Source organism: Lactococcus garvieae (assembly GCF_016027715.1).
GTDB classification, from domain to species: domain Bacteria; phylum Bacillota; class Bacilli; order Lactobacillales; family Streptococcaceae; genus Lactococcus; species Lactococcus garvieae_A.
In genome coordinates this window covers 1-26,514 of the sequence record NZ_CP065690.1, presented here as the reverse complement: position 1 = coordinate 26,514, position 26,514 = coordinate 1, and the positions used below count along the sequence as shown (strand labels likewise).

Below are 26,514 nucleotides of genomic sequence, written 5' to 3'. Positions count from 1 at the left end.
GAATGTTCATAAAATGGTCATTTTCTGATCACATAATTGGTGTGATAAAATCAGACCAAACAAAAAAACAGATTTACATTTTAAAACAATCTGTTTTTTTGTTTCAACTTTAATCTTCATTTCTCATGATATAGTAGTAAGTTCCGACTCCACATACAATTGCAACAATAGGTCCGCCAATTATTATAACCGGTTCTGTTGCAAAGTTTTAAATCTACTATCAAATAAGGTAGAATAATAGAAAAAGATAGCAGGAGGAATGACGATGAATCATTTTAAAGGAAAGCAATTTCAGCAGGATGTGATTATTGTAGCCGTGGGCTACTATCTTCGTTATAACCTTAGCTATCGTGAAGTTCAAGAAATCTTATATGATCGTGGCATTAACGTTTCTCATACGACGATTTATCGTTGGGTGCAAGAATATGGCAAACGACTCTATCAAATTTGGAAAAAGAAAAATAAAAAATCCTTTTATTCATGGAAAATGGATGAAACGTACATCAAAATTAAAGGAAAATGGCATTATTTGTATCGAGCCATCGATGCAGATGGTTTAACCTTGGATATTTGGTTACGTAAAAAACGGGACACACAAGCAGCCTATGCTTTTCTTAAGCGGTTAGTGAAGCAGTTTGATGAACCGAAGGTTGTAGTCACAGATAAAGCCCCCTCTATTACAAGTGCCTTTAAGAAACTAAAAGAATACGGCTTTTATCAAGGGACAGAACATCGTACCATTAAATACCTGAATAATTTGATTGAACAAGACCATCGTCCAGTAAAGAGACGCAATAAATTCTATCGAAGTTTACGCACTGCCTCTACCACGATTAAAGGTATGGAAGCCATCCGAGGATTATATAAGAAAACCCGAAAAGAAGGCACTCTCTTCGGGTTTTCGGTCTGTACTGAAATCAAGGTATTATTGGGAATCCCAGCTTAAATCATAGATACCGTAAGGGATTTTATTCTTTATTTAAAACTTTGCAACAGAACCGGATAATCAATAGTATTATATAAAAGTATCAATCACATACGAGTGATACTTTGGGAAAAAAATAAAATAGTCCAATTTACTTGACCGTGTACTATGGTACACGGTTTATAATATTCATGGGGTGAAATAAGATGATTTATCGCATTAGTGAGTTTGCAGATAAATGTGGAGTTAATAAAGAAACGATCAGATATTACGAGCGAAAAAATTTATTACAAGAACCTCACCGAACGGAAGCTGGTTATCGGATATATTCATATGATGACGTTAAGCGTGTTGGGTTTATTAAACGAATACAGGAACTTGGTTTTTCTTTAAGCGAGATTTATAAATTACTTGGTGTTGTAGATAAAGATGAAGTTCGTTGTCAAGATATGTTCGAATTTATTTCTAAAAAACAAAAGGAAGCGCAAAAACAAATAGAGGATTTAAAACGAATTGAAATGATATACATCTTTCCGAAAAAGTTTGCTTTTTCTCAAAGCATGGCTATAAATAATTGTTAGTCCATTCTTAAGGTCGATAACACTTTTCAATACCGACCCTAATACTGACCCTAATACTGACCTTGATACTGACCTTGATACCGACCCTAATACTGACCCTAATACCGACCTCAATACTGAACAAAAAAAGCCACCTGATTTCAGTGGCCCAATTAATATATTTAAAATCTTTATAAAGGAGGATTCCTCAGATGTATCTGGTTGAGCGAATATCAAGCTTTCTGATTGGCTCGTGGTATATAACGAGTTGGTCATTGAGTTTCAACCTAGTTTGATACATTTGATTGGAGCATAATTTAATTTCATATTCTCAAAAGATGAGAAAAATTTATATTATCCCAAAAATTTCGTAATACTATCTGCAACATTTTGAATTTGTTCAGGAATGTTTTCGGTTATACCTCCTGCAACATTTTGAATCTGTTCGGGAATGTTTTCGGTTATACCTCCTGCAACATTTTGAATCTGTTCGGGAATGTTTTCGGTTATACCTCCTGCAACATTTTGAATTTGTTCAGGAATATTTTCGGTTATACCTCCTGCAACATTTTGAATTTGTTCAGGAATGTTTTCGGTTATACCTCCTGCAACATTTTGAATTTGTTCAGGAATGTTTTCGGTTATACCTCCTGCAACATTTTGAATCTGTTCGGGAATGTTTTCGGTTATACCTCCTGCAACATTTTGAATTTGTTCGGGAATGTTTTCGGTTATACCTCCTGCAACATTTTGAATTTGTTCAGGAATGTTTTCGGTTATACCTCCTGCAACATTTTGAATCTGTTCGGGAATGTTTTCGGTTATACCTCCTGCAACATTTTGAATCTGTTCGGGAATGTTTTCGGTTATACCTCCTGCAACATTTTGAATTTGTTCGGGAATGTTTTCGGTTATACCTCCTGCAACATTTTGAATTTGTTCAGGAATATTTTCGGTTATATTCCCCAAAATTTCTTGTGCTTGTTCAGTTAAGTTTTGAAATATATTTTTAAACATTTATAGCTCTCCTTCTATATCTTTTTTATTTGGCAATAATAATCTCAATGAATTTAGCAGAACAACCAGCGTACTTCCCTCATGCAATGTTATGCTTAGTACCACCGAGGTATTTTTCCATAGACTAATATACACTAAAAATAGAACAACTAATAAAGCAAATATTATATTTTGAGTTACAATATTTTTTAATCTTTTAGAAGTTTTATGTGCACTCACAAAATTACCAAGGTCATTATTCATTAATACTACATCTGCAGTTTCTATAGCTACATCCGTGCCATCTCCCATCGCAATACCTACATCTGCTACAGCAAGTGCTGGTGCATCATTCACACCATCTCCGATCATCGCGGTTGGACCATATTTTTCTTTATTTTCATTTATTATTTTTGCCTTTTCATCAGGCATTACATTTGCCTGCACATCTCTTACGCCTAACTGTTTCCCAATTGCCTTTCCCGTTAATACTGCATCACCAGTTATCATAATAGTCTTTATTTGATTCTTATTTAAATATTGAATTGCCGAAATTGCAGTCTTTTGAGGAGTATCTTGAATTGCTATTAAGCCTTCGACTTTATCGTTAACAGCAATAAATACCACCGTTTTTCCTTCATTTTCAAAGTTTTCCTGTTTTTCAATCCATTCTTGACTTACGATTTTAAAAGCACTTGGTTTAGCAATTCGATAGCTTTCTCCTTGGTAGGTTGCGCTCAACCCTGTCCCAAGTTCATTTTCTACTTTGATATCGTAGTCAACTTTTTGAATTTCAAATTTATTAACTATAGCATTTGCTAATGGGTGATTACTTTGCTTTTCCATTGCTACTAATGTATTTCTAAAGGATTCACCATCAAGTTCGGGATTAAAATAGAAATCTACTACTTTTGGTTTTCCTTCTGTCAATGTTCCTGTTTTATCAAAAGCGACAGCTTTTAAATTAATTAAATTTGAAAGAAAATTACCACCTTTAAATAGTATTCCTTGTTTTGCTAAAGATGATATTCCAGCTAATGTTGCAGGAATTGCAGCAACAGCTAATGCACATGGTGAAGCAGAGACTAGAAAGACTAAACTTCTTGAAATTGTTTCCGTTAATGTCCAGCCTAAAAACATTGGAGAAAATATAATTAAAGCTAAAAATATTACTAATACTCCGTTGACATAGTGTGGTTCAAAACGTTTTATGAAATCGGCAGTTGGTGAAAGGTTATTTTGTGACTCTTCAACCATAGTTAATATTTTAGAAAATACTGTATCCTTGCTATCCTTGGATACTCTCATAGTGAATGTACCTGTACCATTAATGGTTGAACCAAAAACAATATCACCAACATTTTTTTCTCGAGGAATACTTTCACCATTTATGGTTGACTCATCAATGCTTGTTGAACCATTAAGTATGATACCATCAGTTGGAACTTGCGCTCCATTCAAAACTTGAAGTCTATCACCTATTTTTAATTTATCAATCGAAACTACTTCTATATTTCCCTCATTATTAATTAAACGAGCTTCCGTAGGATTTAGTTCTATTAGTTTAGTAATTTCCCGTTTACTTTTTCCCTCAACATATTCTTCAAGAAAGTGTGCCCCTGCGAATATAAAGATTAGTAGAGCAGCTTCAACGGCTTCTCCTAAGAAAATTGCACCTATTGCGGCAAGTGTCATTAAAATATGCGTATTAGGAGTAAATCTTTTCTTTTTGACTGTCTCTTTTATGGTATCATCTATCCCTTCAAGCATTACATGATATCCCGATAAAATAGTTGCTATTATGCTAATTAAAACTCTGACTGTACTTGATATTGGGAGTAATAATCCGATGATAAAAATTATTATTCCGATAAAATATAAGCGTAATGCTCTCTTTTCTTTTAAAGCTGTAATTAAGCTTTTCATATTAGATACCTCTTCTAAATGATATAAATATTTTTATATGTTATACTGATATTATAAACTATACCTTTACGGTAAGGTCAAGGAGAAAGAATGGAAAATAAAAATTATTTGACTATAGGAAAACTTAGCAGCTATTCTGGTATACATATCAAGGCTTTAAGATATTATGAGTCTATCGGCATTTTACATCCAGCATTAATTGATGCTAATAATGGTTACCGCTATTACTCTCATGCACATATTCCATATGTGAAAATTATAAAATTATGTGCTGATTATGGAATTCCTCTAGGGACTTTTAACGACTTTATTAAGTCCGAAACTGAGATCAATTTGATCGAAATCATTAGAAAAGCTAGTAACATATTAGAATTAAAAGAAAAGCAATTAAAAGAGGATAAGCAATTTTTAGAATATATACAAAATGAAATAAGCTTATCTCAAAAACTAGACTCATCAATTAATGTTGATTTAGAGCAAACTCATGAGGATTTTATCTTGATACCTTTCGATGATGTATTTTTTTCAAATAAGTACTATGATACAATTAATAAAACTATCTCTATGTTGAAGGATTTAGAAATAGAATTTTTTAACCGAATTGGGTGTTATTATTCACTCCAGTATGGTAACTACGATAAATTTCTTGCCTTAAAAGTTCGGGGCCACTCATCAAAGTTAAAAAACATAAAAATTTTGCATATTGATCATGTCTGTGTTCAAGCACAACATATTGAACCTGATAAGATAACGGATGAATTAATTAGACTTAAAAAACTTAAGCAAAATTCTATATTAATTCTGGAAACTTACGAAAATCCGTACAACTTTTCAACGCCACATCTGGAATTAAGGATATTATTAAATTAATTGGCAGTTATCTAAAAATACAATACTAGATATGTATCTAGTATTGTATTTTTTAATTTGGGAGTAGGAATACTACATTTTCTGGGCTAATATTTGTTCTAACATTTCCCCAAGGAAATGTCCCACCATATCCAGCTTCTTGAACGTTAAATGTTCCATCTGGGTTCACCCCAGTTACTACTGCCACATGACCATATGGTGAGGTTCGAGCTGTAGTAGACGTTCCATATCCTGTAAAATGGTCAGTAAATCCTGAAGCAATAACTCCTGGAGCCAAATTTGTTCGACGCAAGACTCCTTGACTCACACCATTTGTTCCCCAATAACCTCCATTACCATTTACTATGTTTGCTATATATATTCCTTTAGCGGCAAAGTACTGCCAAACAAAATCGGTACAGCCTCCGCCTGCATAAGGATGGTTCTGTTGCAAAGTTCCCCATAACACCTGATTTATTGTAAAATGTAATAAAAAAGAATGCGAGGACAATAGATGAATCATTTTAAGGGCAAACAATTCCAAAAAGACGTGATTATTATCTCTGTTGGGTATTATCTTCGCTATAATTTGAGTTATCGTGATGTTCAAGAGATGTTATATGATCGTGGCATTAACGTTTCTCACACAACAATTTACCGTTGGGTTCAAGAATATGGTAAGCTGATCTATCAAATCTGGAAAAAGAAAAATAGACAGTCCTTTTATTCGTGGAAAATGGACGAAACTTATATTAAAATTAAAGGGAAGTGGCATTATCTCTATCGTGCAATCGACTCAGAAGGCATGACACTGGATATTTGGCTAAGACGAAAGAGAAATACTCAGTCTGCTTATGCTTTCTTTAAACGACTATACAAGCAGTTTGGGGAACCGAAAGTTATCGTGACAGATAAAGCACCATCAATTGCTAGTGCTTTTAGGAAGTTACAAAAGCAGGGGCTATACAGCGAAACTGAGCACCGGACAGTCAAGTATCTCAATAACTTAATTGAGCAAGATCATAGACCTGTTAAACGTCGAAATAAACTTTATCAAAGTCTTCGTACTGCATCAACTACGATTAAGGGCATAGAAGCATTGAGAGGCATATACAAAAAGAACCGAAGAAATGGAACGCTCTTCGGCTTTTCGGCATCTACTGAAATTAAAGTTTTGATGGGTATACCAGCATAGTCAAAGTATCAGAATGGGACTTTTGTACTCAGTATTGAAACTTTGCAACAGAACCCATTTTTGCGTTTGACTTGTAAGAACAGGATTGAATGAAGCCATACTGTTCGCATATTTTTAGTGAATGAACGAACAAAATACGAGAGATTTTTTGTTCGTTCATCCATGATTTTAGAAAAAAGAGGGACGATTTCGGAAGAAGAAAATCGTCTCTTTTTTTCTTCTTTTTGTATGACAAAAAGAAAGATCTTTTGCCCATTTTATTTTTATAAAATGGGTAGGTGGCGTTTGCGTAAAGCAAATCGACACAATCCAAAGGGGATAAAAGGGGAAAGTGAAACTTCCCCCTTTTCAAGCCACATTGTAATACAAGAACGAAGTGTTTTGTATTACAATGTGATAGCTTGCAGTATTTATGGTTTTATATGGTCTATTTTGTTATAATGATTGTAACCGAAATAGGGCGCAATGCTTATTACAAAATCAATGACAAAGGGCGATTGAGGAATGAGCGCTGGGGCATTTTATCTTTGAGGAGGCTATTTATGGATCAGAAAGAAGTATCACAAAATCAAACAAAGTACATTCAATTTAGATTATCTGAAGAACAATACAATAAGCTGAAAATTTCAGGAGAAACATATGGACTCTCTCCGAATCTTTATGCGAAAAAATTAGCACAAAAATCTCATTTAAAAAAACCTTATCTCGAACATGACCAAGCGAAATCTTTATTATTAGAACTCTCAAAACAAGGAACCAATTTAAATCAAATCGCCAAGAAACTCAATCAATTCGATCGGATGGACAACCAAGATAAAGAGCTGATCGAGGCTTTACGCTATACATACGGAGTACTCGCTCAAGCTCAAAAGGGGTATCAAGAGTTATGGCAACAATTGCAAAAATAAGCAATGGCGCAAGTGCAGCGAGCGCCCTTAATTATGCTTTAGGTCAAGACAGACCCATGCATGAAAAAACTGAACAGTGGCTACAAGACCATCAATTGGAACGTCCTGTGGAGCTGACAAATTGTCGGGCAGTTGCCGTGGGTGGAACCAACGGGATTGATCCCTTTATCGCCAAAGAACAATTTGATGTCATTCGACAACTTCATAACCAAACCAAAGAATCCAATCAAGTCTTGCGTATTACCCAATCTTTCGCCTTGGATGAACTGAATCCGAAAGTACAAAAGGACTGGCAAAAAGCCAACGATTTAGGCGTTGAGTTAGCAGAAAACCTTTATCCTAACCATCAAAGCGCTGTTTATACGCATTTAGACGGAAAAAATCACGTCTTACACAACCATATCATTGTCAATAAGGTCAATTTAGAGACAGGAAAGAAATTAAGAGAACAAAAAGGAGAAAGCGTTCAACGAGCACGAGAAATGAATGATCGACTCGCTTCTCGAGAAAACTGGCACATTTTAGAGCCACCAAAAGAGCGTCAAACAGAGACAGAAAAAGAACTAATCGCCAAAAATGAGTATTCTTACATGGATGATTTGAGAGAAAGAATCAATAAATCGCTTCAAGACCTCTCTGTGAGCTCATATGAGACGTTTAAAGAGCGTTTATCCGATAATGGTGTAATTCTATCAGAAAGAGGTCAAACGTTCTCATACGCCTTTTTAGACGCCAATAATAAGCAAAGACGAGCACGAGAGACCCGATTGGGTTCTGATTTTGGAAGGGAGACCATTTTACATGAGTTGGAAAACCGAGCAAGACAAAACGAATTTAGAGCTGTTGAACAACGAGAACCAGCGATTACTCCGCTTGAGCGAGACACTCAACAAAGAGAATCAGAAATTGTTAGCCTTGAACAAGCAATTGAACCAAGAAAATCAGAAGCTCTCAAACGAGAATCAACAATTAATCGATTTATTGACACACTCAAACAGCTTGCAGGACGAGTACCACAGCTTACTCAACGCGTTACAAGAAAATTAAAGCAAACAAAAGATAAAATACTCGATGATTTTGAACGTCGCTTTTCAAAGGACATGAAAAATTACGAGAAAGAACAGCAGAAAAGCCTAGAAAAACAAGCGAATAGAGACGTACAGTCTGAAAAGAAACCAACAAAAGATCATGATCGGGGGATGAGTCGATGAATAAAGATGAACAACTCGTTGTTCAAGTATTAAATGCTTATAAAAATGGCAAAATTGATTTCAGTAACGTTCCAGAACTAGACCGCTTAGTCCGTCAAGAAGTTAATAAAGACTTTCGGGACTACCAAGAAAAAATAGAAGCTGTTGCGAATCAAAAAATGGAGTCTGCCATTCAAGAACAACTCCATCGTTTAGAGGCAGAAAGTTTAAAAGCAGACATACTGAAAGACATTCAAGTTGAAAAACAAGCATTACTCGCTTTGAAAAAAGAACTGAATGAACAAAAAGAGCAGATCAAAGCAGATCGCAAACGTGAGATTGTCGAACGTTACGGTATTCTGATTGCGAACATTGTCTGCCTGTTCTGTTTCTTAGTTGTCGGTATTCTCATCGGACGATGGATTTATAAAGGGATCTGGGATGGTTGGGGTTTGCATATTTTGTATGACACAGTGATGGAAATAAAGCCTAAACATCCTTATGGGGCAGTCATTCTTGGATTAGGTGGATTTGGATTAATCGGTGCTGGCATCTATGGCAGTTTTCGATTAATGTATACCGCTTCAACATGGTTTGATCAACGTCCAAAAATTTTCAAAAGAATCTTTCCGAAAAAATAGAGAGTGAGGGGATATTTTGGTTTTAGATAATAAATTAGACTTAACAAATTCAGCAGAATTAGCTAAACAAGAAGAGTTATTAACGAAAAAAAGAGCCAAAGAATTGTTTGAGTCTGGCAAAATAGAGGATCTGGAAATTGGGACGTTTCAAGGCTTATCTGATATTCATCAGTTTTTATTCCAAGATATTTACGACTTTGCAGGAAAAATTCGAGAAGTGAATATTGCGAAAGGAAACTTTCAATTTGCGCCACGTATTTTTTTAGCGCAAACACTTGAATATATTGATAAATTACCTCAAGAAACATTTGATGAAATTATTGATAAGTATTCGGATATGAATGTGGCGCATCCTTTTAGGGAAGGCAATGGACGAGCCACTCGTATTTGGTTGGATTTAATTCTTAAAAATAAACTACACAAAATCGTCGATTGGAATCAAATTGATAAGGATGAATATTTAAATGCCATGATCCGTAGTACAGTCAGCACCAATGAATTAAAATATTTGATTCAAAAGGCTTTAACCGATGATTTAGGTAAAGAACAATTCTTTAAAGGAATTGATGCGAGTTATTATTACGAGGGATATTATGAAATAAAAACAGAAGATTTATAAATAACCGATACAAACAGACTAATCAAATTCTATATTGATTAGTCTGTTTGCTTACGGGATAATTTTGACTTTTGATTTTAAATTTTTGAAAAAAATAAAAAAAGGCGAAGCCTATATTAATTTATCTTATATATTTTAATCTTTTGTTCTTTTGCGTGCTAAAAAAATCAGTCAGGATAAGGATTTGCAGATTTTTATAGCTACTAAAAACTGTGTATATAGCTACTAAAAACTGTGTATATAGCTACTAAAAACTGTGTATATAGCTACTAAAACATTGAGAAAGTAGCTATAAAATGATATAATAAAAGCATAGAGAAAATTCACGGCAAAATGACTTTCTCTATGCCACCTTAAAATCACTCACAAAGGAGTAACTTTCTATGTCTATTATATCAGAAAAACAAAACAAACAAAAGCAGGTGCTAACCTTGAACGAACTCTCAAAACGTAAAGTGGTGGAGCATAACAGCCTCATTACCTCAATAGCCAAAATGGATAAAACGCCCTTGAAAATGTTTGAATTGGCGGTGTCCTGTATTGATACGGAAAAACCACTGGAAGATAATACGGTTTATCTTTCTAAAAGAGACCTTTTCGCTTTCTTTAAGGTGTCTGATAATGACAAACACAGTCGTTTTAAAGAAGCGGTTGAGAAAATGCAGAAACAAGCCTTTTTTCAAATCAAAGAAGAAGCAGGCAAAGGCTTTAAATTTATTAATATTGTGCCTATCCCTTATGTGGAATGGACAGATTATAACGATGAAGTGTTAATTCGTTTCAGTCCTGAAATTATCCCTTACTTAGTTAATCTCAAAAAGAATTTCACGCAACACGCTTTATCTGACTTAGCAGAATTAAACAGCAAGTACAGCCTGATTCTTTACCGTTGGTTATCCATGAATTACAATCAGTATGAACATTACAGCGCTAAAGGGGGACGGAGAGAAGAACAAGTGGAAGCCTACCGCAATCCTTCAATATCGGTTAAAGAACTAAGAATAATGACTGATACCGTCAATGAATATCAGCGATTTACCAATTTTACTAAAAAAATATTAGATATTCCCTTAAAAGAAATCAACGATAATACGACTTTTAAGGTGTCCTATGAGAAAGTGAAAAAAGGACGTTCGATTGACAGCATAGTTTTTCATATCGAGAAGAAACGTTGTGCAGACGATAACAGCTACAAGTTGGAAGATAAAGTCTACCAAGAAGATAAAAAGCAAAAAGAAACAGATAATCGTCTATTAGCAGGAGAAGCATTAGAAAGCCCATATACTAAGCTATTGATTGAAAACTTTCTTTTATCGCCTTATGAAATGACGGACACCGCACTTATGGCAGGCTTACAAGCCCACGTGTACCCTCTTTATGACGAACTCAAAGACTTACGAGGACTAAATGGCGTGAAAGACCACTTGTCTTATGTTGCTAGCAAACAAGAAGCCTATTCCAAACGCAATGTCGCTAAATATCTCAAAAAAGCCATTGAACAATACCTACCAACCATTAAAAGGCAGAATATTTAAATATGAGTGAAGAATTAAAAACGATTAAGGAACTAGCGGACGAGCTAGGAATAACAAAACAGACTGTTCAATATCATATAAAAAATTTACCTAGCAAAATTAGAAAGAAAAATAGTAGAGGGGCTATTTTGCTCACAAAAGAAGAGCAGAATTTTATAAATTCAAGAGTAAACAAACAAAGCAACAGAGAACAAAGCGACAGAGAGCAAAGCGACAGAGAGCAAAGCGACAGAGAACAAAGCGACAGAGAACAAAGCGACAGAGAGCAAAGCGACAGAGAGCAAAGCGACAGAGAACAAAGCGACAGAGAGCAAAGCGACAGAGAGCAAAGCGACAGAGAGCAAAGCGACAGAGAACAAAGCGACAGAGAGCAAAGCGACAGAGAGCAAAGCGACAGAGAGCAAAGCGACAGAGAGCAAAGCGACAGAGAACAAAGCGACAGAGAGCAAAGCGACAGAGAGCAAAGCGACAGAGAACAAAGCGACAGAGAACAAAGCGACAGAGAGCAAAGCGACAGAGAGCAAAGCGACAGAGAGCAATTTTATTTAGAGAAAATAAAAATTCAGGAAGAACAAATAGAAGATTTTAAGGAACAGAGAATAGAACTACGAGGACAAGTAAAACATTTAGGTATGTTATTAGACCAGCAACAACGACTAGCCTTACAAGATAAAAAGTTGTTAGAAGAATACAAAGCAGAAAATGACAGCTTAAAAGCTCTCAAAATGCCCTCACAGGAAACAGAATTCAAACACTTAGACAATCAATATAAAGATGAAGTGAACGCTCTTAAAGAGCATTTGGAAACTTTGCAGGAACAAATCAAAGATCAAAAAAGGATAGAAGAACAAGAAAAACCAAGAAAATGGTGGGAACTATGGCGAAAATAGATGATTCAGTTAAAAAGAAAGTTCCAGAATTGCGATTTAAAGGATTCACGGATGAATGGGAAGAGCGTAAGTTTGCTGATTTTATTGATGTTAAGTCTGGAAAAGACTACAAACATCTGAATTCTGGGTCAATACCTGTCTATGGAACTGGTGGATATATGCTAAGTGTAGATAGAGCGCTCTCAGATATAGATGCCATTGGGATTGGAAGGAAAGGTACAATTGATAAGCCTTATTTATTAAAAGCGCCTTTTTGGACTGTCGACACCTTGTTTTACGCTGTTCCTAAACAAAATATTGACCTTCAATTTTCACTATCTATTTTTAAAAAAATAAATTGGAAAAAATTTGATGAATCTACTGGTGTACCTAGTTTATCGAAAACTGTAATTAACAGTGTGAGTGTTTCTGTTCCAAGTTATGAAGAACAACAAAAAATCGGGTCATTCTTTAAACAGTTAGACGATACTATCGCTCTTCATCAACGTAAGTTAGATTTATTGAAAGAACAGAAAAAAGGCTTTTTACGAAAGATGTTCCCTAAAAATGGGGCAAAAGTTCCTGAATTGCGATTTGCGGGGTTTGCTGACGATTGGGAAGAGCGTAATCTTGGTGAGTGGTCCGATGTTCGTGATGGAACACACGCTTCACCGAAGTATATTAAGCAAGGTCACCCAATGGTTACATCTAAAAATCTAACCGATTCTGGTTTAGACATGTCCGATGTTTCTTATTTAACTGATGAAGATTTTAATGAAATTAACCAGCGATCAAAGGTTGATATCGGAGACATATTATTCGGAATGATTGGAACAATCGGAAAACCTGTAATCGTTGATAGAGATGACTTTGCAATCAAAAATGTTGCATTGATTAAAGAGAAAACATCGCCAGAAATTATCAATACCTGGCTAATTCAATATTTAAAGTCGCCCTCATTTGAACGCTTTATCCAAAAGGAAAATGCCGGTGGGACCCAAAAGTTTATTGCTTTGGGTTTGATTCGTGATATGAAGCTGATGACACCTAGTGTTCAGGAACAGGCCCGCATTGGTGAACTGTTAAATCATCTGGACAACCTTATCGTTGCTAACCAGCGTAAGTTAGATTTATTGAAAGAGCAGAAAAAAGGCTACTTACAAAAAATGTTTGCTTAACAAATTTAGGACTCTACATTATGGAAATTATTAAAAAATATTTAAAGATACTTGCTAATATTTTTTTGGCAGCTATAATTATCTTACTAATTGTTAGTTCATCTTCTTCATGGCAAGATCAGAGAGAGTTTTCTAGAGGAGAAAAAAATACTGCTATAGCAAAAATTAAAGTTGATAGAAACAATGTTAAAACTTATAATTTCTCAGAAAATTCCTATGGGGTAGATGCATCTAAGTCAAAATTCAAAAATAATGATACAGTGAAGGTGTATTTTCTAAAGAAAAAGCCATATATTGTTTCTGAAAATCCATATATTTACCACTCAACGACTGAAATTATCATTCCGATAATTTGGAGTGGGATATTCAGCACTATACTAATCTATAATTTTTCGAGAAAAAAAGGGTTATAATTAGATTATCGCCCTATAAAAGACTATTAAAACAGCCCTCATTATCTGACTAGTAGATACCGGGGGTTGTTTTTTTATAAAATGATATAATACTCCCTAGATAGGAGAAAACGTATGTCTAGACAAAAACGATCGATCAAGGAAAATAATGATAAATTAAAAGTTCAATTAGAACTCCTCCGTAGTTATACGGAACACTTTGACTCAGGTATGATTCATATGGCTTTGCCAATGGCTACACAGGTTGGTGTATTAATACATCAAACATTATTGACTTCTGAGCACTTTTTTATCCGGCTGTTGTCGGCGCCGATCATTGTGCGATTGGGGGTGGGCATATGAATTCATTGATTAGTTTAGAAAAAGTTAATTATCAAATCGCTGATCAACATATTTTACATGATGTTGATTGGCAGATTCCAGCTGGGGCTCATATTACATTGACGGGACCATCCGGTGGTGGGAAAAGTACGTTATTACGGATCATTGCGGCCATGATTTCTAAAACAAGTGGGACCTTGATTTTTGATGGGCAACCGATTGAAAGTTATGACCCAATCATGTATCGGCGGCAAGTCTCATATTGTTTCCAACAACCGACGTTATTTGGTGAGACGGTGGCAGATAACTTAGCTTTCCCGTACCAAATTCGTAAGCAAGTCATGGATACGCAACGAGTGGTAACGGCGTTAAATAATGTTGGGCTGTCCGAACGAACCCTGCATCAGCCGATTATCGAGCTTTCCGGTGGTGAACGGCAGCGGGTCGCGCTGATTCGCAACATCTTATTCTTACCAAAAGTGTTGTTATTAGATGAGGTGACAGCTGGTTTGGATGAAAATAATAAGCAAATCGTGCACGCCTGGTTACGACAGTTAAATGAGCAGGATCACGTGACAACGATCATGATTACTCATGATGCGACAGAGATTGCTGCGGCAGATCAGTTAGCGAAAGTGGTTGCTGGCAGATTGGAGGTACACGCATGAATTTAGCAGTTAATAATACGTCGCTATTTTTGGCGGCAATGTTAGTGCTCGTCGCGTTAGGAATTAGTTTGTGGCAGAAACTTGGCTTAGATAGGGACATCGTCATTGGTGTCGTGCGGGCTGTTGTACAACTATTTATCGTGGGTTACTTGCTAAAGTATATTTTCCGAGTCAACAATTTGTGGCTAACGCTGGCGATGATAGGCTTCATTATCTTCAATGCGGCTTGGAATGCGAAAAAACGGGGGCCGGGGATTGACCATGCATTAGCCATTTCGTTATTAGCCATTTTTGTTAGTACGGGGGTAACACTCGGCGTCCTCGTGCTATCTGGTGCGATTAAGTTTGTGCCATCGCAAATGATTCCCATTTCTGGTATGATTGCGTCGAATTCAATGGTCGCAATTGGGCTGGCTTATCGCAGCCTCAATAGTCAGTTTCATGACCAGCGGCAAGCTGTGCTTGAACGTTTGGCATTAGGGGCTGGTCTACTTGATGCTTCGATTGCCATCGTGCGTGAGGCGATTCGTACGGGGATGTCACCAACCATTGATTCGGCAAAGACTGTGGGTCTAGTCAGTCTGCCAGGGATGATGTCCGGTTTGATCTTTGCAGGGGTCGATCCAGTACGGGCCATTAGGTATCAAATTATGGTCACGTTCATGCTCTTATCAGCGACTAGTTTGGGGTCAATCATTGCGTGCTATTTAGCTTACCGTAATTTCTATAATGAACAAAAACAGTTGAAGTAATGACTCCTGATTGCAGTCCCGCGGGGAGTCCTTTATGATGGAAGCTGATCTTTTTTGTCCGAACAGCGTTCGGATTAATTTTACAATCTACCAGTACGATAAAAATAATTGGTCATTCATTGACAAAAGTGAACCAATTATAGGCAAGGACTGTTCTATTATTGAGGTTAAATAGATATGCAACAAATCGTACTCCCAATCAAAGACTCTAACGTCTTAAAAATGGTGCAAGACACCTTACTAGATAGTTTTCGGGCAGGTCGCCGTAACTACACTATCTTTCAAGTTGGCAAAGCCACCCTGCTGCGGGTGAGTGATGTGATGACGTTAAAGAAATCCGATGTCTATAATCCAGATGGCTCTGTTAAACACACGGCCTTTATTCATGATAAAAAGACCGGTAAAGCAAATACACTATATTTAAAGCCCGTGCAACAAGACTTGTTGCAATATCATGATTGGCTAGTCCAACAGAATATTGATGTTATCCTTAAATCTTAGAGTCACTATTGTATAAAATTTGAATAGGAAGTTAATAAAAATGACAATAAATTTCAGTATAAGTAAAGATATCGATATTAAGCAATTAGAAGAATTATATAATGACGTTGGTTGGAGTGCGTATACTCAAGATTTGGAAGTATTAAAGCAAGCTATATTACAATCGTTAGATGTTATAACTGTTTGGAATGACGATAAATTAGTAGGGCTTATTAGGGCTATTGGAGACGGATTAACGATTGTGTATATACAAGATATACTTGTTTTGAATGCTTATCAGAATAAGGGTATTGCAAGTGAATTATTGCAAAGAATATTAAATAAATACAAAAATGTTCGTCAAAAAGTTCTTTTAACTGAAGAAGCTTCTGATGTTAGATATTTTTATGAAAAGAATGGTTTCGAATCCTGTGATAAGGGATTGTTAGTTGCGTTTGCTAAAATGAACTAAATTGTGATCTTGAGAGTGGCTTAGCCACTCTTTTTTTGACACGAAGTGTCAATTTTTGCGCTAGCAAAAACAAGCCTCGCAGAGCCTACACTTTACCATGTGAAGAAATGGAACGCTCTTCGGCTTTTCGGTGTCTACTGAAATCAAGGTATTAATGGGAATACCAGCCTAAGATATTTGGAGTTCAGAGAGAACGCGTTTGATTTTCAAACTTCGCAACAGAACCCCTATTCACATCTATACCCTAGCAAACAAAAATCAATAGCTGACAAATTAGATAATTTATATTAAAAACCTCTAAAATCATAAAGTAAAAAGGGCAGTTTCAATATCTAATGCCTTACGGCCGTTGGGTTTAATCGTGATAATTACTTTAGATAATCTTTCAACTAAAGTAATGACGGCACTTTTATGATGAATGCCAACGATCGTATCACCTTCAAGGTGACCAAACTCAGAATTGAAATCAGGATAATTATCAGGTCTATCATGGATTGAGCGCTGATATTGTTGTTTTCCCCGTTTTTCCTGATGGCCATTGGGTTTTCTTTTACCTTTCATCGGTAGTGTGTCAATATCAAATATTCCTTTAGAAAATAAACGATAAAGTGTTCTCATACCGCATGAAACAGGCCTTTCTTTTCGCCCGATAATGACGTCAGGCGTCCAACCAAGAGTGACTTTCTCTTTAATGTAATCTACTTCATGAGCAGGTAATTGAATGACTTTTCTACCACATTTTTTCTTATTTTCTTTATACTGGTGCCAATAATCAAGAGCAGTCTTGCCTTGCTTGAACTTATTGACTACATTATAAATAGTTTGTATAGCACGTCCCATTCGGTTAGCGATTTCAACCGGTTTATTATGTTGAAGATAATATGATTCTATCATTGTCAGTTCGTCTATGGTAAGATGTTTGTAGGTCATTTATGGTTACACTCCTTTGTTTTCTTTCGTCGGAAATACAATTTGAGTGTACCATAAATGCCTTTTTATTTTTCTAACTTAATTTTACAATTCGCGTCTTTAAAAAAACGGTAGATAATAATCTTTTTCTTTGCTTTGTAAACGGTTTTATGTTATTACTATAGTATAGATTAATTATTAGAATTAGTCTAATTAAGAACAAGGAGGACTTTCTAATGACATTCGATTATAAAGATCATGGCAAAGAAAAATTTATCGTTAACATTGAGGATTATACCAAAGAAAACGAGAATTACCGTACAACAATTTGGACTGGTGAAAAACTTCAGGTTACATTAATGGCTATTGAACCCGGTGACGATATTGGTTTAGAAGTACACATGGGTATCGATCAATTCCTCCGTATCGAAGAAGGTAAAGGTTTATGCCAAATGGGAGATGCCGAAGATAATCTTACATTTGAACAAGAAGTTTCAGATGATGATGTAATTTTAGTACCTGCTGATACTTGGCATAATGTAACCAATATTGGTGACAAACCTCTGAAAATTTACTCAATTTATGCAGGTCCTGATCATGTCCCTGGTACAGTACATAAAACGCATGAGGAAGCTAAAAATGATCCTAATGAAGACTAATTTTAGTTATATGATTTGTCAAATTAAGTTAGAATAAAATGGGTTCTGTTGCGAAGTTTGAAAATCAAACGAGCCCTCTCTGAACTCAGAATATCTTAGGCTGGTATTCCCATTAATACCTTGATTTCAGTAGACACCGAAAAGCCGAAGAGCGTTCCATTTCTTCGGTTCTTTTTATATATTCCTCGAATGGTCTCCATTGGACCACTATCAAATAATAAGACATAAAATGAGCTATATTTTTTCAATATTTGAGTGTTCAGAAAATGGTCATTTTCTGGACACTCTTCTTTTGTTATAAAAACTCTCAAAATCATTTACATTTCTTGTTCATTAACCCGTAATTTATTCTATGTTCATTTATATATATATTTTTAAGTTATGATACAATAAATTAGAACAAAGGAGAATAAAATGAATATCGGATATGCACGAGTTTCAACTGGACTTCAAAATTTGGATTTACAAAAAGATAGTCTTAAAAAATATGATTGTGAGAAAATATTTACTGACCATATGTCAGGAAGTAAAAAAGAGCGACCTGGTTTAAAATCTGCCATCGAATTTTCTCGTTCTGGAGATACAATTGTTGTTTGGCGATTAGATCGATTAGGAAGAAATATGGAGGACTTAATTAGCATAGTTAATTCACTTAATGATAAAGGAGTAAGCTTCCATAGCTTGCAAGAAAATATCACAATGGATAAATCAAGTTCGACTGGACAATTGATGTTTCATTTGTTTGCGGCTTTTGCGGAATTTGAGCGAAATCTTATTTTGGAGCGTTCTGCCGCTGGTAGAGAGGCTGCACGTGCAAGAGGGCGGCTTGGAGGAAGACCTGAGAAATTTTCAAAGCAAGACGTAAAGCTTCTTAAAACATTGGTAGAAAGTGGTACGCCGATTAAGTCGATTGCGGATTCTTGGGGAGTGTCAAGAACAACGATTTATAGATATATTAATAAGTTTTAGAATAAACTAAAAAACCAGCTCACAACGGTTCTGTTGCAAAGTTTTAAATAAAGAATAAAATCCCTTACGGTATCTATGATTTAGGCTGTTATTCCCATTAATACCTTGATTTCAGTAGACACCGAAAAGCCGAAGAGAGTGCCTTCTTTTCGGGTTTTCTTATATAATCCTCGAATGGCTTCCATGCCTTTAATCGTGGGTGAGGCAGTGCGTAAACTTCGATAGAATTTATTGCGTCTCTTTACTGGACGATGGTCTTGTTCAATCAAATTATTCAGGTATTTAATGGTACGATGTTCTGTCCCTTGATAAAAGCCGTATTCTTTTAGTTTCTTAAAGGCACTTGTAATAGAGGGGGCTTTATCTGTGACTACAACCTTCGGTTCATCAAACTGCTTCACTAACCGCTTAAGAAAAGCATAGGCTGCTTGTGTGTCCCGTTTTTTACGTAACCAAATATCCAAGGTTAAACCATCTGCATCGATGGCTCGATACAAATAATGCCATTTTCCTTTAATTTTGATGTACGTTTCATCCATTTTCCATGAATAAAAGGATTTTTTATTTTTCTTTTTCCAAATTTGATAGAGTAGTTTGCCATATTCTTGCACCCAACGATAAATCGTAGTATGACAAACATTTATTCCACGATCATATAACAATTCCTGAACTTCACGATAGCTTAGATTGTAACGCAGGTAGTAACCAACAGCGACAATAATGACGTCTTTTTTGAATTGTTTGCCTTTAAAATGATTCATTACTCTGTCCTCTCTGTCTTTTTTCTCAATTTTACAATAAAATAGATTTTTTTGGAAAACTTTGCAACAGAACCATTTTACGAATTTAACAGAATTTTAACACAATTTTAACACAATATATTGTGTGTTTGACATAATTCGGGACGATATCTGGTATCTATAAAATGACTAGATATTTTTTTTACGGTATAATGGTAAATGTAAAATATCAGTTGATTTAGATTTGGTGGCTCTATAAAAAGGAGCTTAAGGATGATTCAAATTACTATAAAACATAATAAAAAGAAAAAACGAACCAAATCACGATATAATAAAAAAAACAAAGTAGAAATAATTCAACTTTGTATTGAAGGTGGTCTACTGTTTTTTAAAATAATGGAATACTTAAAAGCTGTTCATTTATTTTAAAAATAAAAATAAAAAAAAGAACCGTTAATTACTTTGGCGAGTAAACGGTTCTTGAAATGTTCTAAGCCGCCGAATAAATCGACTGAAAGACTTGTTATAGCAAGTCTTTTTTACTTGCAAATAATATAAAACTTCAAAAAACTTAAAGTTTCCTATGTATAAATTATACTTTAATTTTATCGGAATGTCATGAGAGAGCTCTCGGATGTAATGAATGAACATTAAGTTTCTAGCTCATTTTAATATTTTAATCTCTGATGAGTAATGAAATAAACCTTAAATGTCAAGAACTACTAAGAAAGATTCTATAAAGGATTATCTTATGTTACCATATTGTTTGGCGCTATGCTTATCCTAACGGAAAGTAGATAGTGTATGAACCCATTTATTCAGTTGTCTCTCCGCTCGATAACAAAAACTTTATAGACTATTAAAGAAAGAAATGAACCAAGTTATAAAACCAAAAATTGGGAAAATCATCCACCAATAGATTGAAAAAAATTGCCAAAAGTTTTCAAAACGTTCTTTTTTTTCTTTTAATTTTATTCCCTTGCTTCAATTTCTGAAATTGTATTTTTAGGAGAACCCCAATGTGATATAAGAATTCTTCGCATATTTCACGATCAGTAACAGTCAGTAAGTTTTTTAGGAATATAATTTCCGTTACTGTAATACATAAATGGGCCTCCTTTGTATAAACACTAAATAAACGTCCTTTCGTGTTTGTGTCTTCCTAGACAGATTATAACACACAATTTTCTGTTCACTTTTATAGTATAGCTCCAAAAAGATAAACATTTAGAAAGCTATTCAAGATATGATTACTAGCTTGTGAGCCCTTATTCTTGAAAGAGTAGGAAAGATATTACTTCTGAAACAATGTCTATTTTAGTCAATTATAATTCTCTGAAAAACAAAAATAGCTCATAACTTAACAGTTATGGTCTATTTTTTTATATACTATAAACAAAGGAGTTTTAAAGGCTCATAACAAAGGCTCATAAGTGGAGGGAGAAAATCATGAAATATGGATATGCTAGAGTAAGTACAATAGACCAAAAACTAGAATCTCAAATTGAACAATTAAAGAATGCTGGTGCAGAAGAAATTTTCCAAGAAAAATTTACTGGAACAACAAATAGTCGCCCAGCCTTTATAAATTTATTAAATACATTGGAATCAGGAGATACTTTAATCATTACAAAGCTAGATCGCTTCGCAAGAAATACTAGAGAAGCATTAGCAACTATTCAAGAACTTTTTGATAAGGATATAAAAATAAATATTTTAAATATGGGAGTGATAGATAATACCGCAACCGGAAAATTAATCTTTACTATTTTTAGTGCCTTTGCTCAATTTGAAAGAGATATGATTGTTAGCAGAACAAAAGAGGGAAAAGAATATTCAAGAAAAAATAATCCAAACTTTAAAGAGGGTAGACCCAAAAAATTTACAGAAGAACAAATTCAATTAGCTTATGAATTAAAACAACAAGGAATGACACACAAGATGATCGAACGAAAAACTGGCATTAGTGTTTCTACTCAAAAAAGAAGATTTAATAAAATAAGCAACAAAACAAAGTTATAACTATAATTTTAGTTATAATTGCAGTTGTAGTTGTAATTGTAATTATAACTGATAAATGTTATAATATAAGTATAGAAACAAGGAGGTTTGCTTATGAGTAAGGTTATTGCTTTTTATAATAATAAAGGTGGAGTTGCTAAAACTACTACCGCAACAAATGTTGCTGGTGTACTTTCTTTAAAAAAGAAAAAGGTTTTGTTAATTGACGGAGATCCACAAGGTCACACAAGTTTAACTTTTGGTGTAGATTCAGATGAATTACAAACAACTTTAGGAGCCTATCTAACGAGTAATTGGAGTGCTAAAAAAGCGTCTAAATACTTTATAAAAGTAAATGATTATCTTGATGTAATACCAAGTAATCAGTCATTATCTGATTTTATTATTGCTGTTTCGTCAGAAGAACCAAAAACTAGAAACAAGCACCTTAAAAATTTCATTGAATCAGTCAAAAACGACTATGATTATATTATTTTTGATATGGCACCAGCGGTTGATATTGTTCTTGAAAATATAGTTGAAATTGTTGATGATTTAATTGTTGTAGCAGTTCCTGAAACTTATGCAGTTAAAAATGCTGAAACAACCTTAAAAATTACAGATGATAAAAATGTTAATGTTCGATATATCGTACCAACAAAAACTCAATTAAATACAAAAACTCATAAATTTATGCTTGAAAATTTAAGAGAAGTTGCACAAGCTCATAATATTAAAATGACAGATACTTATATTCCTAATTTAATTGCTTTTTCAGAAGCTGTTTCAATTTATGAATTACCATTAGCACTTATTGAAGATAGTCGATATAAAAATGCAAAAAAATATTATGAAAAATTAGTTCAAGAATTGGGGTATTAAAAATGAAAAAAGAATTTAAAAAAGCAGTTGATACAGAAAAAATTTCTGGTTTAACTCAACCAAAAAGTTTTATGAATAATGATGAAAAAAATAATAAAACATGGAGTGATTATTCAGAGATTATAAAAACAGAACAAGATGAATATAATCAAGTTCTATATACAGTTGCAGTAGAACCAGCAATGAAAGAAGCAATACAAATTGCTGGTAAAAAACTAGGAAGAACAAAAGGTGGAGCTAAATCAATAGTTAGAAATGCACTATTAAACTATTTTGAAGAACACCCTGAATTGTTTGATTAACTACAATTATAGTTATAGTTATAGTTATAACTATAAAAGGAGATTTATTATGAAAATGGTTCTGTTGCAAAGTTTTAAATCTACTATCAAATAAGGTAGAATAATAGAAAAAGATAGCAGGAGGAATGAAGATGAATCATTTTAAAGGAAAGCAATTTCAGCAGGATGTGATTATTGTAGCCGTGGGCTACTATCTTCGTTATAACCTTAGCTATCGTGAAGTTCAAGAAATCTTATATGATCGTGGCATTAACGTTTCTCATACGACGATTTATCGTTGGGTGCAAGAATATGGCAAACGACTCTATCAAATTTGGAAAAAGAAAAATAAAAAATCCTTTTATTCATGGAAAATGGATGAAACGTACATCAAAATTAAAGGAAAATGGCATTATTTGTATCGAGCCATCGATGCAGATGGTTTAACCTTGGATATTTGGTTACGTAAAAAACGGGACACACAAGCAGCCTATGCTTTTCTTAAGCGGTTAGTGAAGCAGTTTGATGAACCGAAGGTTGTAGTCACAGATAAAGCCCCCTCTATTACAAGTGCCTTTAAGAAACTAAAAGAATACGGCTTTTATCAAGGGACAGAACATCGTACCATTAAATACCTGAATAATTTGATTGAACAAGACCATCGTCCAGTAAAGAGACGCAATAAATTCTATCGAAGTTTACGCACTGCCTCACCCACGATTAAAGGCATGGAAGCCATCCGAGGATTATATAAGAAAACCCGAAAAGAAGGCACTCTCTTCGGGTTTTCGGTCTGTACTGAAATCAAGATATTATTGGGAATCCCAGCTTAAATCATAGATACCGTAAGGGATTTTATTCTTTATTTAAAACTTTGCAACAGAACCGGTTAGACTGTCATTTTAATATTTAAATGGCGCATAGTTTGCTTCATAACTAGCGTTCAAAAAAACTAAAAAGTATCATAAAAAGAAGGCACGCTTATAAACATGCCTTCTTTTATTTGTTGTGTTATTTAACTTTCATCAATCGTAATCCGTTTAATGTTACTAAAAGCGTTGCTCCCATATCTGCTACAATAGCAATCCATAGTGTTAGCCAACCTGGTATGACTAGTAGTAGAGCTAATAGTTTTATACCTAATGAGAAGGTGATATTTTGCTTAATTACTTTTAGAGTTTGACGGCTAAGTCTAACAATGAATGGTAATTTTTGTAAATCGTCGCCCATTAGAGCAACATCAGCAGTTTCGAGAGCCGTATCTGTTCCTGCACCGCCCATTGCAATACCAACCGTCGATGCAGCTAATGCTGGTGCATCATTAATGCCGTCGCCCACCATTGCTACTTTATTATAAGTTGTCCGCAACGCTTTAATCGAATCTAATTTTTCTTGAGGCATTAGATCTCCTTTTATTTCAGTCACACCTAATTGCTTACCAATAGATTCAGCGGTTTTAGTATTATCACCAGTAAGCATAATAGTGTGTTCAATTGACAACTTGTGGAGTTCAGAAATAACGGCAGCACTTGAATCTCTTACTTCATCCGCGACAGCAATTACTCCTAAAATTTGTTCGTCAGTACCGAAATACATGGCGGTTTTCCCTTGTTCTTGAAATTGTCTGTATTGTACTTTGACCGCTGTTTCTTCGATTACTGATGCAGAAAACAGTTTAGGGCTTCCAATATAGTAACGTATGTTTTGATGTATACCTGTAAGTCCTTTACCTGTGATAGATTGGAAATCCTCGATTTGTATTGACTTGTAATCCACATTAGTTTTATCCGCTTCGTTTAAAATAGCAGAAGCTAATGGGTGTTGAGAAAGAGATTCCAACGATGAAATAATCGATAGATAATTTATATCAGTTTCAGAACTGGTTGCAATGAAATCCGTTACGACAGGCTTTCCTTTTGTTAAGGTTCCAGTCTTATCGAAAGCAATTGCTCTCAAATGACCAATTTCTTCCAGATAGACTCCGCCTTTTACTAAAACACCATTTTTTGCTGCATTACCAATAGCCGAAACAATTGAAACAGGTGTTGAGATCACTAATGAACAAGGACATCCGACAACTAAAATGGATAACCCTTGGTAAAGCCATTTATTCCAGTCACCACCAAAGAATAGCGGAGGAACAACCACTATCAAAAGGGCCATAATAATTATGAATGGCGTATAGTATTTTGCAAATTTATCTACAAAGGCTTGTGCAGGAGCTCGTTCTCCTTGCGCTTCTTCAACTAAGTGAATGATTTTGGCAATCGTTGTATCCGTTACTTTTTTTGTTACTTTGACTTCAAGAACACCTTCTTCATTTAGTGTTCCTGCAAACACTTCATCATCTAACTGTTTTTCAACAGGAACCGATTCTCCTGTTATTGCTGCTTGATTTACTGAAGAATGACCGTTGATAACAAGCCCATCCATGGCTATTTTTTGTCCGGGTTTAATGATCATAATATCGTCGATATCGATTTTATCGACACTGACTAATTGCTCTACATTGTTTCTCCTGATAAGAGCTTCTTTGGGAGCTATATCCATAAGAGAACGAATCGACTGTCTTGCTTTATCCATTGAAAATCGTTCCAAAGCTTCGCTAATAGCAAATAGTATTACTACAATAGAACCTTCGGCCCATTCTCCAATAAATGCGGCCCCAATAATTGCAATAGTCATTAAAGATTCCATGGAGAAGTCCAATTTGATCAAATCAGAGAACCCTTCTTTAAATAAATCAAATCCACCAATTATTATTGCCAATATATAAAGAGCTTTCGTTAATAAATGATCTTCGCCCAATGATAGTTGGGAAATCACAGCAACAAGTATAAAACCAAGAGAGATGATTAAAGCGATATTCCGTTTAATAAAAGACTCTTTTGATCTAACTTGTTCATCATTTTCTTGATCATCACGAATGATAAGATTTTCGAAGGCTCCCGCTTCTTCGAGTTCTTCAATTGTTGTTTGGCCTTCTACTGAAATCTTACTTGCACCAAAGTTTACTGTTGCACTCGTAACTCCTGGCAACTGCTTTACATTTTTTTCAAATTTACCTGCACAATTTGTACAGCTTAATCCTTCTATTCGATAGGTTTTTTCGGTCATTTTCTCACTCATGCTAGCACCTCTTCTTTAAAATTTACGCCAAGCTCCATAAGATTTAAGATTTTGATATTTTTAATAAAATAGTAGACTAACTTACCATCCTTGTGACTATCAACTACTCCCAATTTTTTTAAGGAGTTCAGATGGTGTGAAGTTGTTGCGACCGAAGCATCAATGATATTAGCAATATCACAAACACATAGCTCATCTTCATGAACTAAAGCATGTACAATTTTAAGTCGATTTTCATCTGACAATATTTTAAAGAAACCACTTACTGACGGAGTATCAAAGTTTGCTAGTTTAGATTTAGCACGATTAACTTTGTCTTCATGAATACAAGTTATTTCACAAATTTCATTATTCATACGATCATTCCTTTACATTCAAATGTTTGTTTGAATGTATTATATCAGAACATCCATCTATATTCAAGTGAATGTTTGAATGTTCATAAAA

26 protein-coding genes and 7 pseudogenes are annotated in these 26,514 nt (G+C 34.7%); 25 read left to right on the top strand and 8 right to left on the bottom strand.

The window, feature by feature from the left end; all coding sequences use genetic code 11:
• Positions 1-265: 265 nt before the first annotated feature.
• Positions 266-946, top strand: a complete 681-nt coding sequence (locus I6G50_RS00170; protein ID WP_014293938.1) for an IS6-like element IS1216 family transposase — start codon at positions 266-268, stop codon at positions 944-946.
• Positions 947-1,131: 185 nt separating this feature from the next.
• Positions 1,132-1,443: pseudogene (locus I6G50_RS00165) on the top strand (MerR family transcriptional regulator); the annotation flags it as partial.
• Between the two features lie 396 nt (positions 1,444-1,839).
• Here I6G50_RS00165 and I6G50_RS10465 read toward each other — a convergent pair.
• Both I6G50_RS10465 and I6G50_RS00150 read right to left on the bottom strand, forming a co-directional pair.
• The gene (locus I6G50_RS10465; RefSeq protein ID WP_228001514.1) at positions 1,840-2,502 is read right to left on the bottom strand and encodes a hypothetical protein; all 663 of its coding nucleotides are present in this window, start codon (positions 2,500-2,502) and stop codon (positions 1,840-1,842) included.
• On the bottom strand, positions 2,503-4,407 hold the full coding sequence (locus I6G50_RS00150) for a heavy metal translocating P-type ATPase (protein ID WP_003134160.1): 1,905 nt from the start codon (positions 4,405-4,407) through the stop codon (positions 2,503-2,505).
• A 90-nt stretch (positions 4,408-4,497) separates the two neighbouring features.
• Between I6G50_RS00150 and I6G50_RS00145 the strand changes: the two genes are divergently transcribed.
• Complete coding sequence (locus tag I6G50_RS00145) at positions 4,498-5,277, top strand: MerR family DNA-binding transcriptional regulator (protein ID WP_017369569.1); 780 nt, start codon at positions 4,498-4,500, stop codon at positions 5,275-5,277.
• Between the two features lie 52 nt (positions 5,278-5,329).
• On the opposite strand, the pseudogene I6G50_RS00140 reads toward I6G50_RS00145, so the two are convergent.
• Positions 5,330-5,698 (bottom strand): annotated as a pseudogene (locus I6G50_RS00140) (CHAP domain-containing protein); the annotation flags it as partial.
• 72 nt (positions 5,699-5,770) lie between these two features.
• Here I6G50_RS00140 and I6G50_RS00135 point away from each other — a divergent pair.
• From I6G50_RS00135 to I6G50_RS00070, 15 genes and pseudogenes are all read left to right on the top strand, one after another.
• Positions 5,771-6,451 (top strand): IS6-like element ISTeha2 family transposase, encoded by a 681-nt coding sequence (locus tag I6G50_RS00135; protein ID WP_003106709.1) that lies wholly within the window; start codon positions 5,771-5,773, stop codon positions 6,449-6,451.
• 542 nt (positions 6,452-6,993) lie between these two features.
• Positions 6,994-7,359, top strand: a complete 366-nt coding sequence (locus I6G50_RS00130) for a plasmid mobilization protein (protein WP_002339183.1) — start codon at positions 6,994-6,996, stop codon at positions 7,357-7,359.
• Positions 7,338-8,570: a relaxase/mobilization nuclease domain-containing protein gene (locus tag I6G50_RS00125; RefSeq protein ID WP_197908150.1), complete on the top strand. Its 1,233-nt coding sequence runs from the start codon at positions 7,338-7,340 to the stop codon at positions 8,568-8,570. Before I6G50_RS00130 ends, I6G50_RS00125 begins: the two co-directional genes overlap by 22 nt.
• The gene (locus tag I6G50_RS00120) at positions 8,567-9,190 is read left to right on the top strand and encodes a mobilization protein (RefSeq protein WP_197908149.1); all 624 of its coding nucleotides are present in this window, start codon (positions 8,567-8,569) and stop codon (positions 9,188-9,190) included. The genes I6G50_RS00125 and I6G50_RS00120 overlap by 4 nt, the downstream gene beginning before the upstream one ends.
• Positions 9,191-9,206: 16 nt before the next feature.
• The gene (gene fic, locus I6G50_RS00115) at positions 9,207-9,809 is read left to right on the top strand and encodes a protein adenylyltransferase Fic (RefSeq protein ID WP_039115945.1); all 603 of its coding nucleotides are present in this window, start codon (positions 9,207-9,209) and stop codon (positions 9,807-9,809) included.
• Positions 9,810-10,192: 383 nt separating this feature from the next.
• Positions 10,193-11,344 carry a RepB family plasmid replication initiator protein gene (locus I6G50_RS00110; RefSeq protein ID WP_081164960.1) on the top strand — a complete coding sequence of 384 codons (1,152 nt, stop codon included), beginning with the start codon at positions 10,193-10,195 and terminating at the stop codon, positions 11,342-11,344.
• A gap of 2 nt (positions 11,345-11,346) precedes the next feature.
• A pseudogene (locus tag I6G50_RS10460) lies at positions 11,347-11,421 on the top strand (helix-turn-helix domain-containing protein); the annotation flags it as partial.
• Between the two features lie 555 nt (positions 11,422-11,976).
• Positions 11,977-12,234: pseudogene (locus I6G50_RS10455) on the top strand (DNA-binding protein); the annotation flags it as partial.
• Complete coding sequence (locus I6G50_RS00100) at positions 12,222-13,391, top strand: restriction endonuclease subunit S (RefSeq protein ID WP_081164952.1); 1,170 nt, start codon at positions 12,222-12,224, stop codon at positions 13,389-13,391. The pseudogene I6G50_RS10455 and the gene I6G50_RS00100, both read left to right, overlap by 13 nt.
• Positions 13,392-13,411: 20 nt before the next feature.
• A complete protein-coding gene (locus tag I6G50_RS00095; protein WP_143466365.1) occupies positions 13,412-13,804 on the top strand; it encodes a hypothetical protein in 393 nt (130 codons plus the stop codon).
• A gap of 114 nt (positions 13,805-13,918) precedes the next feature.
• Positions 13,919-14,146 carry a hypothetical protein gene (locus I6G50_RS00090; protein ID WP_081164950.1) on the top strand — a complete coding sequence of 76 codons (228 nt, stop codon included), beginning with the start codon at positions 13,919-13,921 and terminating at the stop codon, positions 14,144-14,146.
• The gene (locus I6G50_RS00085) at positions 14,143-14,793 is read left to right on the top strand and encodes an ABC transporter ATP-binding protein (protein ID WP_010383508.1); all 651 of its coding nucleotides are present in this window, start codon (positions 14,143-14,145) and stop codon (positions 14,791-14,793) included. The genes I6G50_RS00090 and I6G50_RS00085 overlap by 4 nt, the downstream gene beginning before the upstream one ends.
• Positions 14,790-15,545, top strand: coding sequence for an ABC transporter permease (locus I6G50_RS00080; protein ID WP_006844814.1), 756 nt, complete (start codon positions 14,790-14,792; stop codon positions 15,543-15,545). The genes I6G50_RS00085 and I6G50_RS00080 overlap by 4 nt, the downstream gene beginning before the upstream one ends.
• Before the next feature lie 177 nt (positions 15,546-15,722).
• Positions 15,723-16,028 (top strand): annotated as a pseudogene (locus I6G50_RS00075) (site-specific integrase); the annotation flags it as partial.
• Positions 16,029-16,086: 58 nt separating this feature from the next.
• Positions 16,087-16,497, top strand: a complete 411-nt coding sequence (locus I6G50_RS00070) for a GNAT family N-acetyltransferase (protein ID WP_002329905.1) — start codon at positions 16,087-16,089, stop codon at positions 16,495-16,497.
• 315 nt (positions 16,498-16,812) lie between these two features.
• On the opposite strand, the pseudogene I6G50_RS00060 reads toward I6G50_RS00070, so the two are convergent.
• A pseudogene (locus tag I6G50_RS00060) lies at positions 16,813-17,427 on the bottom strand (IS30-like element IS6770 family transposase); the annotation flags it as partial.
• 215 nt (positions 17,428-17,642) lie between these two features.
• Between I6G50_RS00060 and I6G50_RS00055 the strand changes: the two are divergent.
• A complete protein-coding gene (locus I6G50_RS00055; RefSeq protein ID WP_003108064.1) occupies positions 17,643-18,065 on the top strand; it encodes a cupin domain-containing protein in 423 nt (140 codons plus the stop codon).
• Positions 18,066-18,160: 95 nt separating this feature from the next.
• Here I6G50_RS00055 and I6G50_RS10575 read toward each other — a convergent pair.
• Positions 18,161-18,343: pseudogene (locus I6G50_RS10575) on the bottom strand (IS6 family transposase); the annotation flags it as partial.
• Between the two features lie 136 nt (positions 18,344-18,479).
• Here I6G50_RS10575 and I6G50_RS00045 point away from each other — a divergent pair.
• The gene (locus I6G50_RS00045) at positions 18,480-19,034 is read left to right on the top strand and encodes a recombinase family protein (protein ID WP_003134360.1); all 555 of its coding nucleotides are present in this window, start codon (positions 18,480-18,482) and stop codon (positions 19,032-19,034) included.
• Between the two features lie 80 nt (positions 19,035-19,114).
• Here I6G50_RS00045 and I6G50_RS00040 read toward each other — a convergent pair whose 3' ends face one another.
• Complete coding sequence (locus I6G50_RS00040) at positions 19,115-19,795, bottom strand: IS6 family transposase (RefSeq protein WP_197908151.1); 681 nt, start codon at positions 19,793-19,795, stop codon at positions 19,115-19,117.
• A gap of 252 nt (positions 19,796-20,047) precedes the next feature.
• On the opposite strand from I6G50_RS00040, the gene I6G50_RS00035 reads away from it, so the two are divergent.
• From I6G50_RS00035 to I6G50_RS00015, 5 genes are all read left to right on the top strand, one after another.
• Positions 20,048-20,203 carry a hypothetical protein gene (locus tag I6G50_RS00035; protein ID WP_157776764.1) on the top strand — a complete coding sequence of 52 codons (156 nt, stop codon included), beginning with the start codon at positions 20,048-20,050 and terminating at the stop codon, positions 20,201-20,203.
• Positions 20,204-21,223: 1,020 nt separating this feature from the next.
• Entirely contained in the window at positions 21,224-21,796 is a 573-nt protein-coding gene (locus I6G50_RS00030; RefSeq protein ID WP_003134225.1) for a recombinase family protein, read from the top strand.
• A 93-nt stretch (positions 21,797-21,889) separates the two neighbouring features.
• Positions 21,890-22,657 carry a ParA family protein gene (locus tag I6G50_RS00025; protein ID WP_003134226.1) on the top strand — a complete coding sequence of 256 codons (768 nt, stop codon included), beginning with the start codon at positions 21,890-21,892 and terminating at the stop codon, positions 22,655-22,657.
• A 2-nt stretch (positions 22,658-22,659) separates the two neighbouring features.
• Positions 22,660-22,959, top strand: a complete 300-nt coding sequence (locus I6G50_RS00020; RefSeq protein ID WP_003134227.1) for a hypothetical protein — start codon at positions 22,660-22,662, stop codon at positions 22,957-22,959.
• Positions 22,960-23,090: 131 nt separating this feature from the next.
• On the top strand, positions 23,091-23,771 hold the full coding sequence (locus I6G50_RS00015) for an IS6-like element IS1216 family transposase (RefSeq protein ID WP_162523730.1): 681 nt from the start codon (positions 23,091-23,093) through the stop codon (positions 23,769-23,771).
• A 178-nt stretch (positions 23,772-23,949) separates the two neighbouring features.
• On the opposite strand, the gene I6G50_RS00010 is transcribed toward I6G50_RS00015, so the two are convergent.
• On the bottom strand, positions 23,950-26,067 hold the full coding sequence (locus tag I6G50_RS00010) for a heavy metal translocating P-type ATPase (protein ID WP_001291323.1): 2,118 nt from the start codon (positions 26,065-26,067) through the stop codon (positions 23,950-23,952).
• The gene (locus I6G50_RS00005) at positions 26,064-26,423 is read right to left on the bottom strand and encodes an ArsR/SmtB family transcription factor (RefSeq protein ID WP_003726380.1); all 360 of its coding nucleotides are present in this window, start codon (positions 26,421-26,423) and stop codon (positions 26,064-26,066) included. The genes I6G50_RS00010 and I6G50_RS00005 overlap by 4 nt, the downstream gene beginning before the upstream one ends.
• Between the last annotated feature and the right edge of the window lie 91 nt (positions 26,424-26,514).

Coding starts and splice junctions, on each gene's coding strand:
- I6G50_RS00150 (WP_003134160.1), bottom strand. CDS start 4,407: ATGAAAAGCTTAATTACAGCTTTAAAAGAAAAGAGAGCATTACGCTTA.
- I6G50_RS00090 (WP_081164950.1), top strand. CDS start 13,919: ATGTCTAGACAAAAACGATCGATCAAGGAAAATAATGATAAATTAAAA.
- I6G50_RS00080 (WP_006844814.1), top strand. CDS start 14,790: ATGAATTTAGCAGTTAATAATACGTCGCTATTTTTGGCGGCAATGTTA.
- I6G50_RS00110 (WP_081164960.1), top strand. CDS start 10,193: ATGTCTATTATATCAGAAAAACAAAACAAACAAAAGCAGGTGCTAACC.
- I6G50_RS00145 (WP_017369569.1), top strand. CDS start 4,498: ATGGAAAATAAAAATTATTTGACTATAGGAAAACTTAGCAGCTATTCT.
- I6G50_RS00135 (WP_003106709.1), top strand. CDS start 5,771: ATGAATCATTTTAAGGGCAAACAATTCCAAAAAGACGTGATTATTATC.
- I6G50_RS00040 (WP_197908151.1), bottom strand. CDS start 19,795: ATGAATCATTTTAAAGGCAAACAATTCAAAAAAGACGTCATTATTGTC.
- I6G50_RS00010 (WP_001291323.1), bottom strand. CDS start 26,067: ATGAGTGAGAAAATGACCGAAAAAACCTATCGAATAGAAGGATTAAGC.
- I6G50_RS00015 (WP_162523730.1), top strand. CDS start 23,091: ATGAATCATTTTAAAGGAAAGCAATTTCAGCAGGATGTGATTATTGTA.
- I6G50_RS00020 (WP_003134227.1), top strand. CDS start 22,660: ATGAAAAAAGAATTTAAAAAAGCAGTTGATACAGAAAAAATTTCTGGT.
- I6G50_RS00055 (WP_003108064.1), top strand. CDS start 17,643: ATGACATTCGATTATAAAGATCATGGCAAAGAAAAATTTATCGTTAAC.
- I6G50_RS00030 (WP_003134225.1), top strand. CDS start 21,224: ATGAAATATGGATATGCTAGAGTAAGTACAATAGACCAAAAACTAGAA.
- I6G50_RS00035 (WP_157776764.1), top strand. CDS start 20,048: ATGATTCAAATTACTATAAAACATAATAAAAAGAAAAAACGAACCAAA.
- I6G50_RS00005 (WP_003726380.1), bottom strand. CDS start 26,423: ATGAATAATGAAATTTGTGAAATAACTTGTATTCATGAAGACAAAGTT.
- I6G50_RS00085 (WP_010383508.1), top strand. CDS start 14,143: ATGAATTCATTGATTAGTTTAGAAAAAGTTAATTATCAAATCGCTGAT.
- I6G50_RS00170 (WP_014293938.1), top strand. CDS start 266: ATGAATCATTTTAAAGGAAAGCAATTTCAGCAGGATGTGATTATTGTA.
- I6G50_RS00025 (WP_003134226.1), top strand. CDS start 21,890: ATGAGTAAGGTTATTGCTTTTTATAATAATAAAGGTGGAGTTGCTAAA.
- I6G50_RS00100 (WP_081164952.1), top strand. CDS start 12,222: ATGGCGAAAATAGATGATTCAGTTAAAAAGAAAGTTCCAGAATTGCGA.
- I6G50_RS00095 (WP_143466365.1), top strand. CDS start 13,412: ATGGAAATTATTAAAAAATATTTAAAGATACTTGCTAATATTTTTTTG.
- I6G50_RS00120 (WP_197908149.1), top strand. CDS start 8,567: ATGAATAAAGATGAACAACTCGTTGTTCAAGTATTAAATGCTTATAAA.
- I6G50_RS00125 (WP_197908150.1), top strand. CDS start 7,338: ATGGCAACAATTGCAAAAATAAGCAATGGCGCAAGTGCAGCGAGCGCC.
- I6G50_RS00045 (WP_003134360.1), top strand. CDS start 18,480: ATGAATATCGGATATGCACGAGTTTCAACTGGACTTCAAAATTTGGAT.
- I6G50_RS00070 (WP_002329905.1), top strand. CDS start 16,087: ATGACAATAAATTTCAGTATAAGTAAAGATATCGATATTAAGCAATTA.
- I6G50_RS00130 (WP_002339183.1), top strand. CDS start 6,994: ATGGATCAGAAAGAAGTATCACAAAATCAAACAAAGTACATTCAATTT.
- I6G50_RS10465 (WP_228001514.1), bottom strand. CDS start 2,502: ATGTTTAAAAATATATTTCAAAACTTAACTGAACAAGCACAAGAAATT.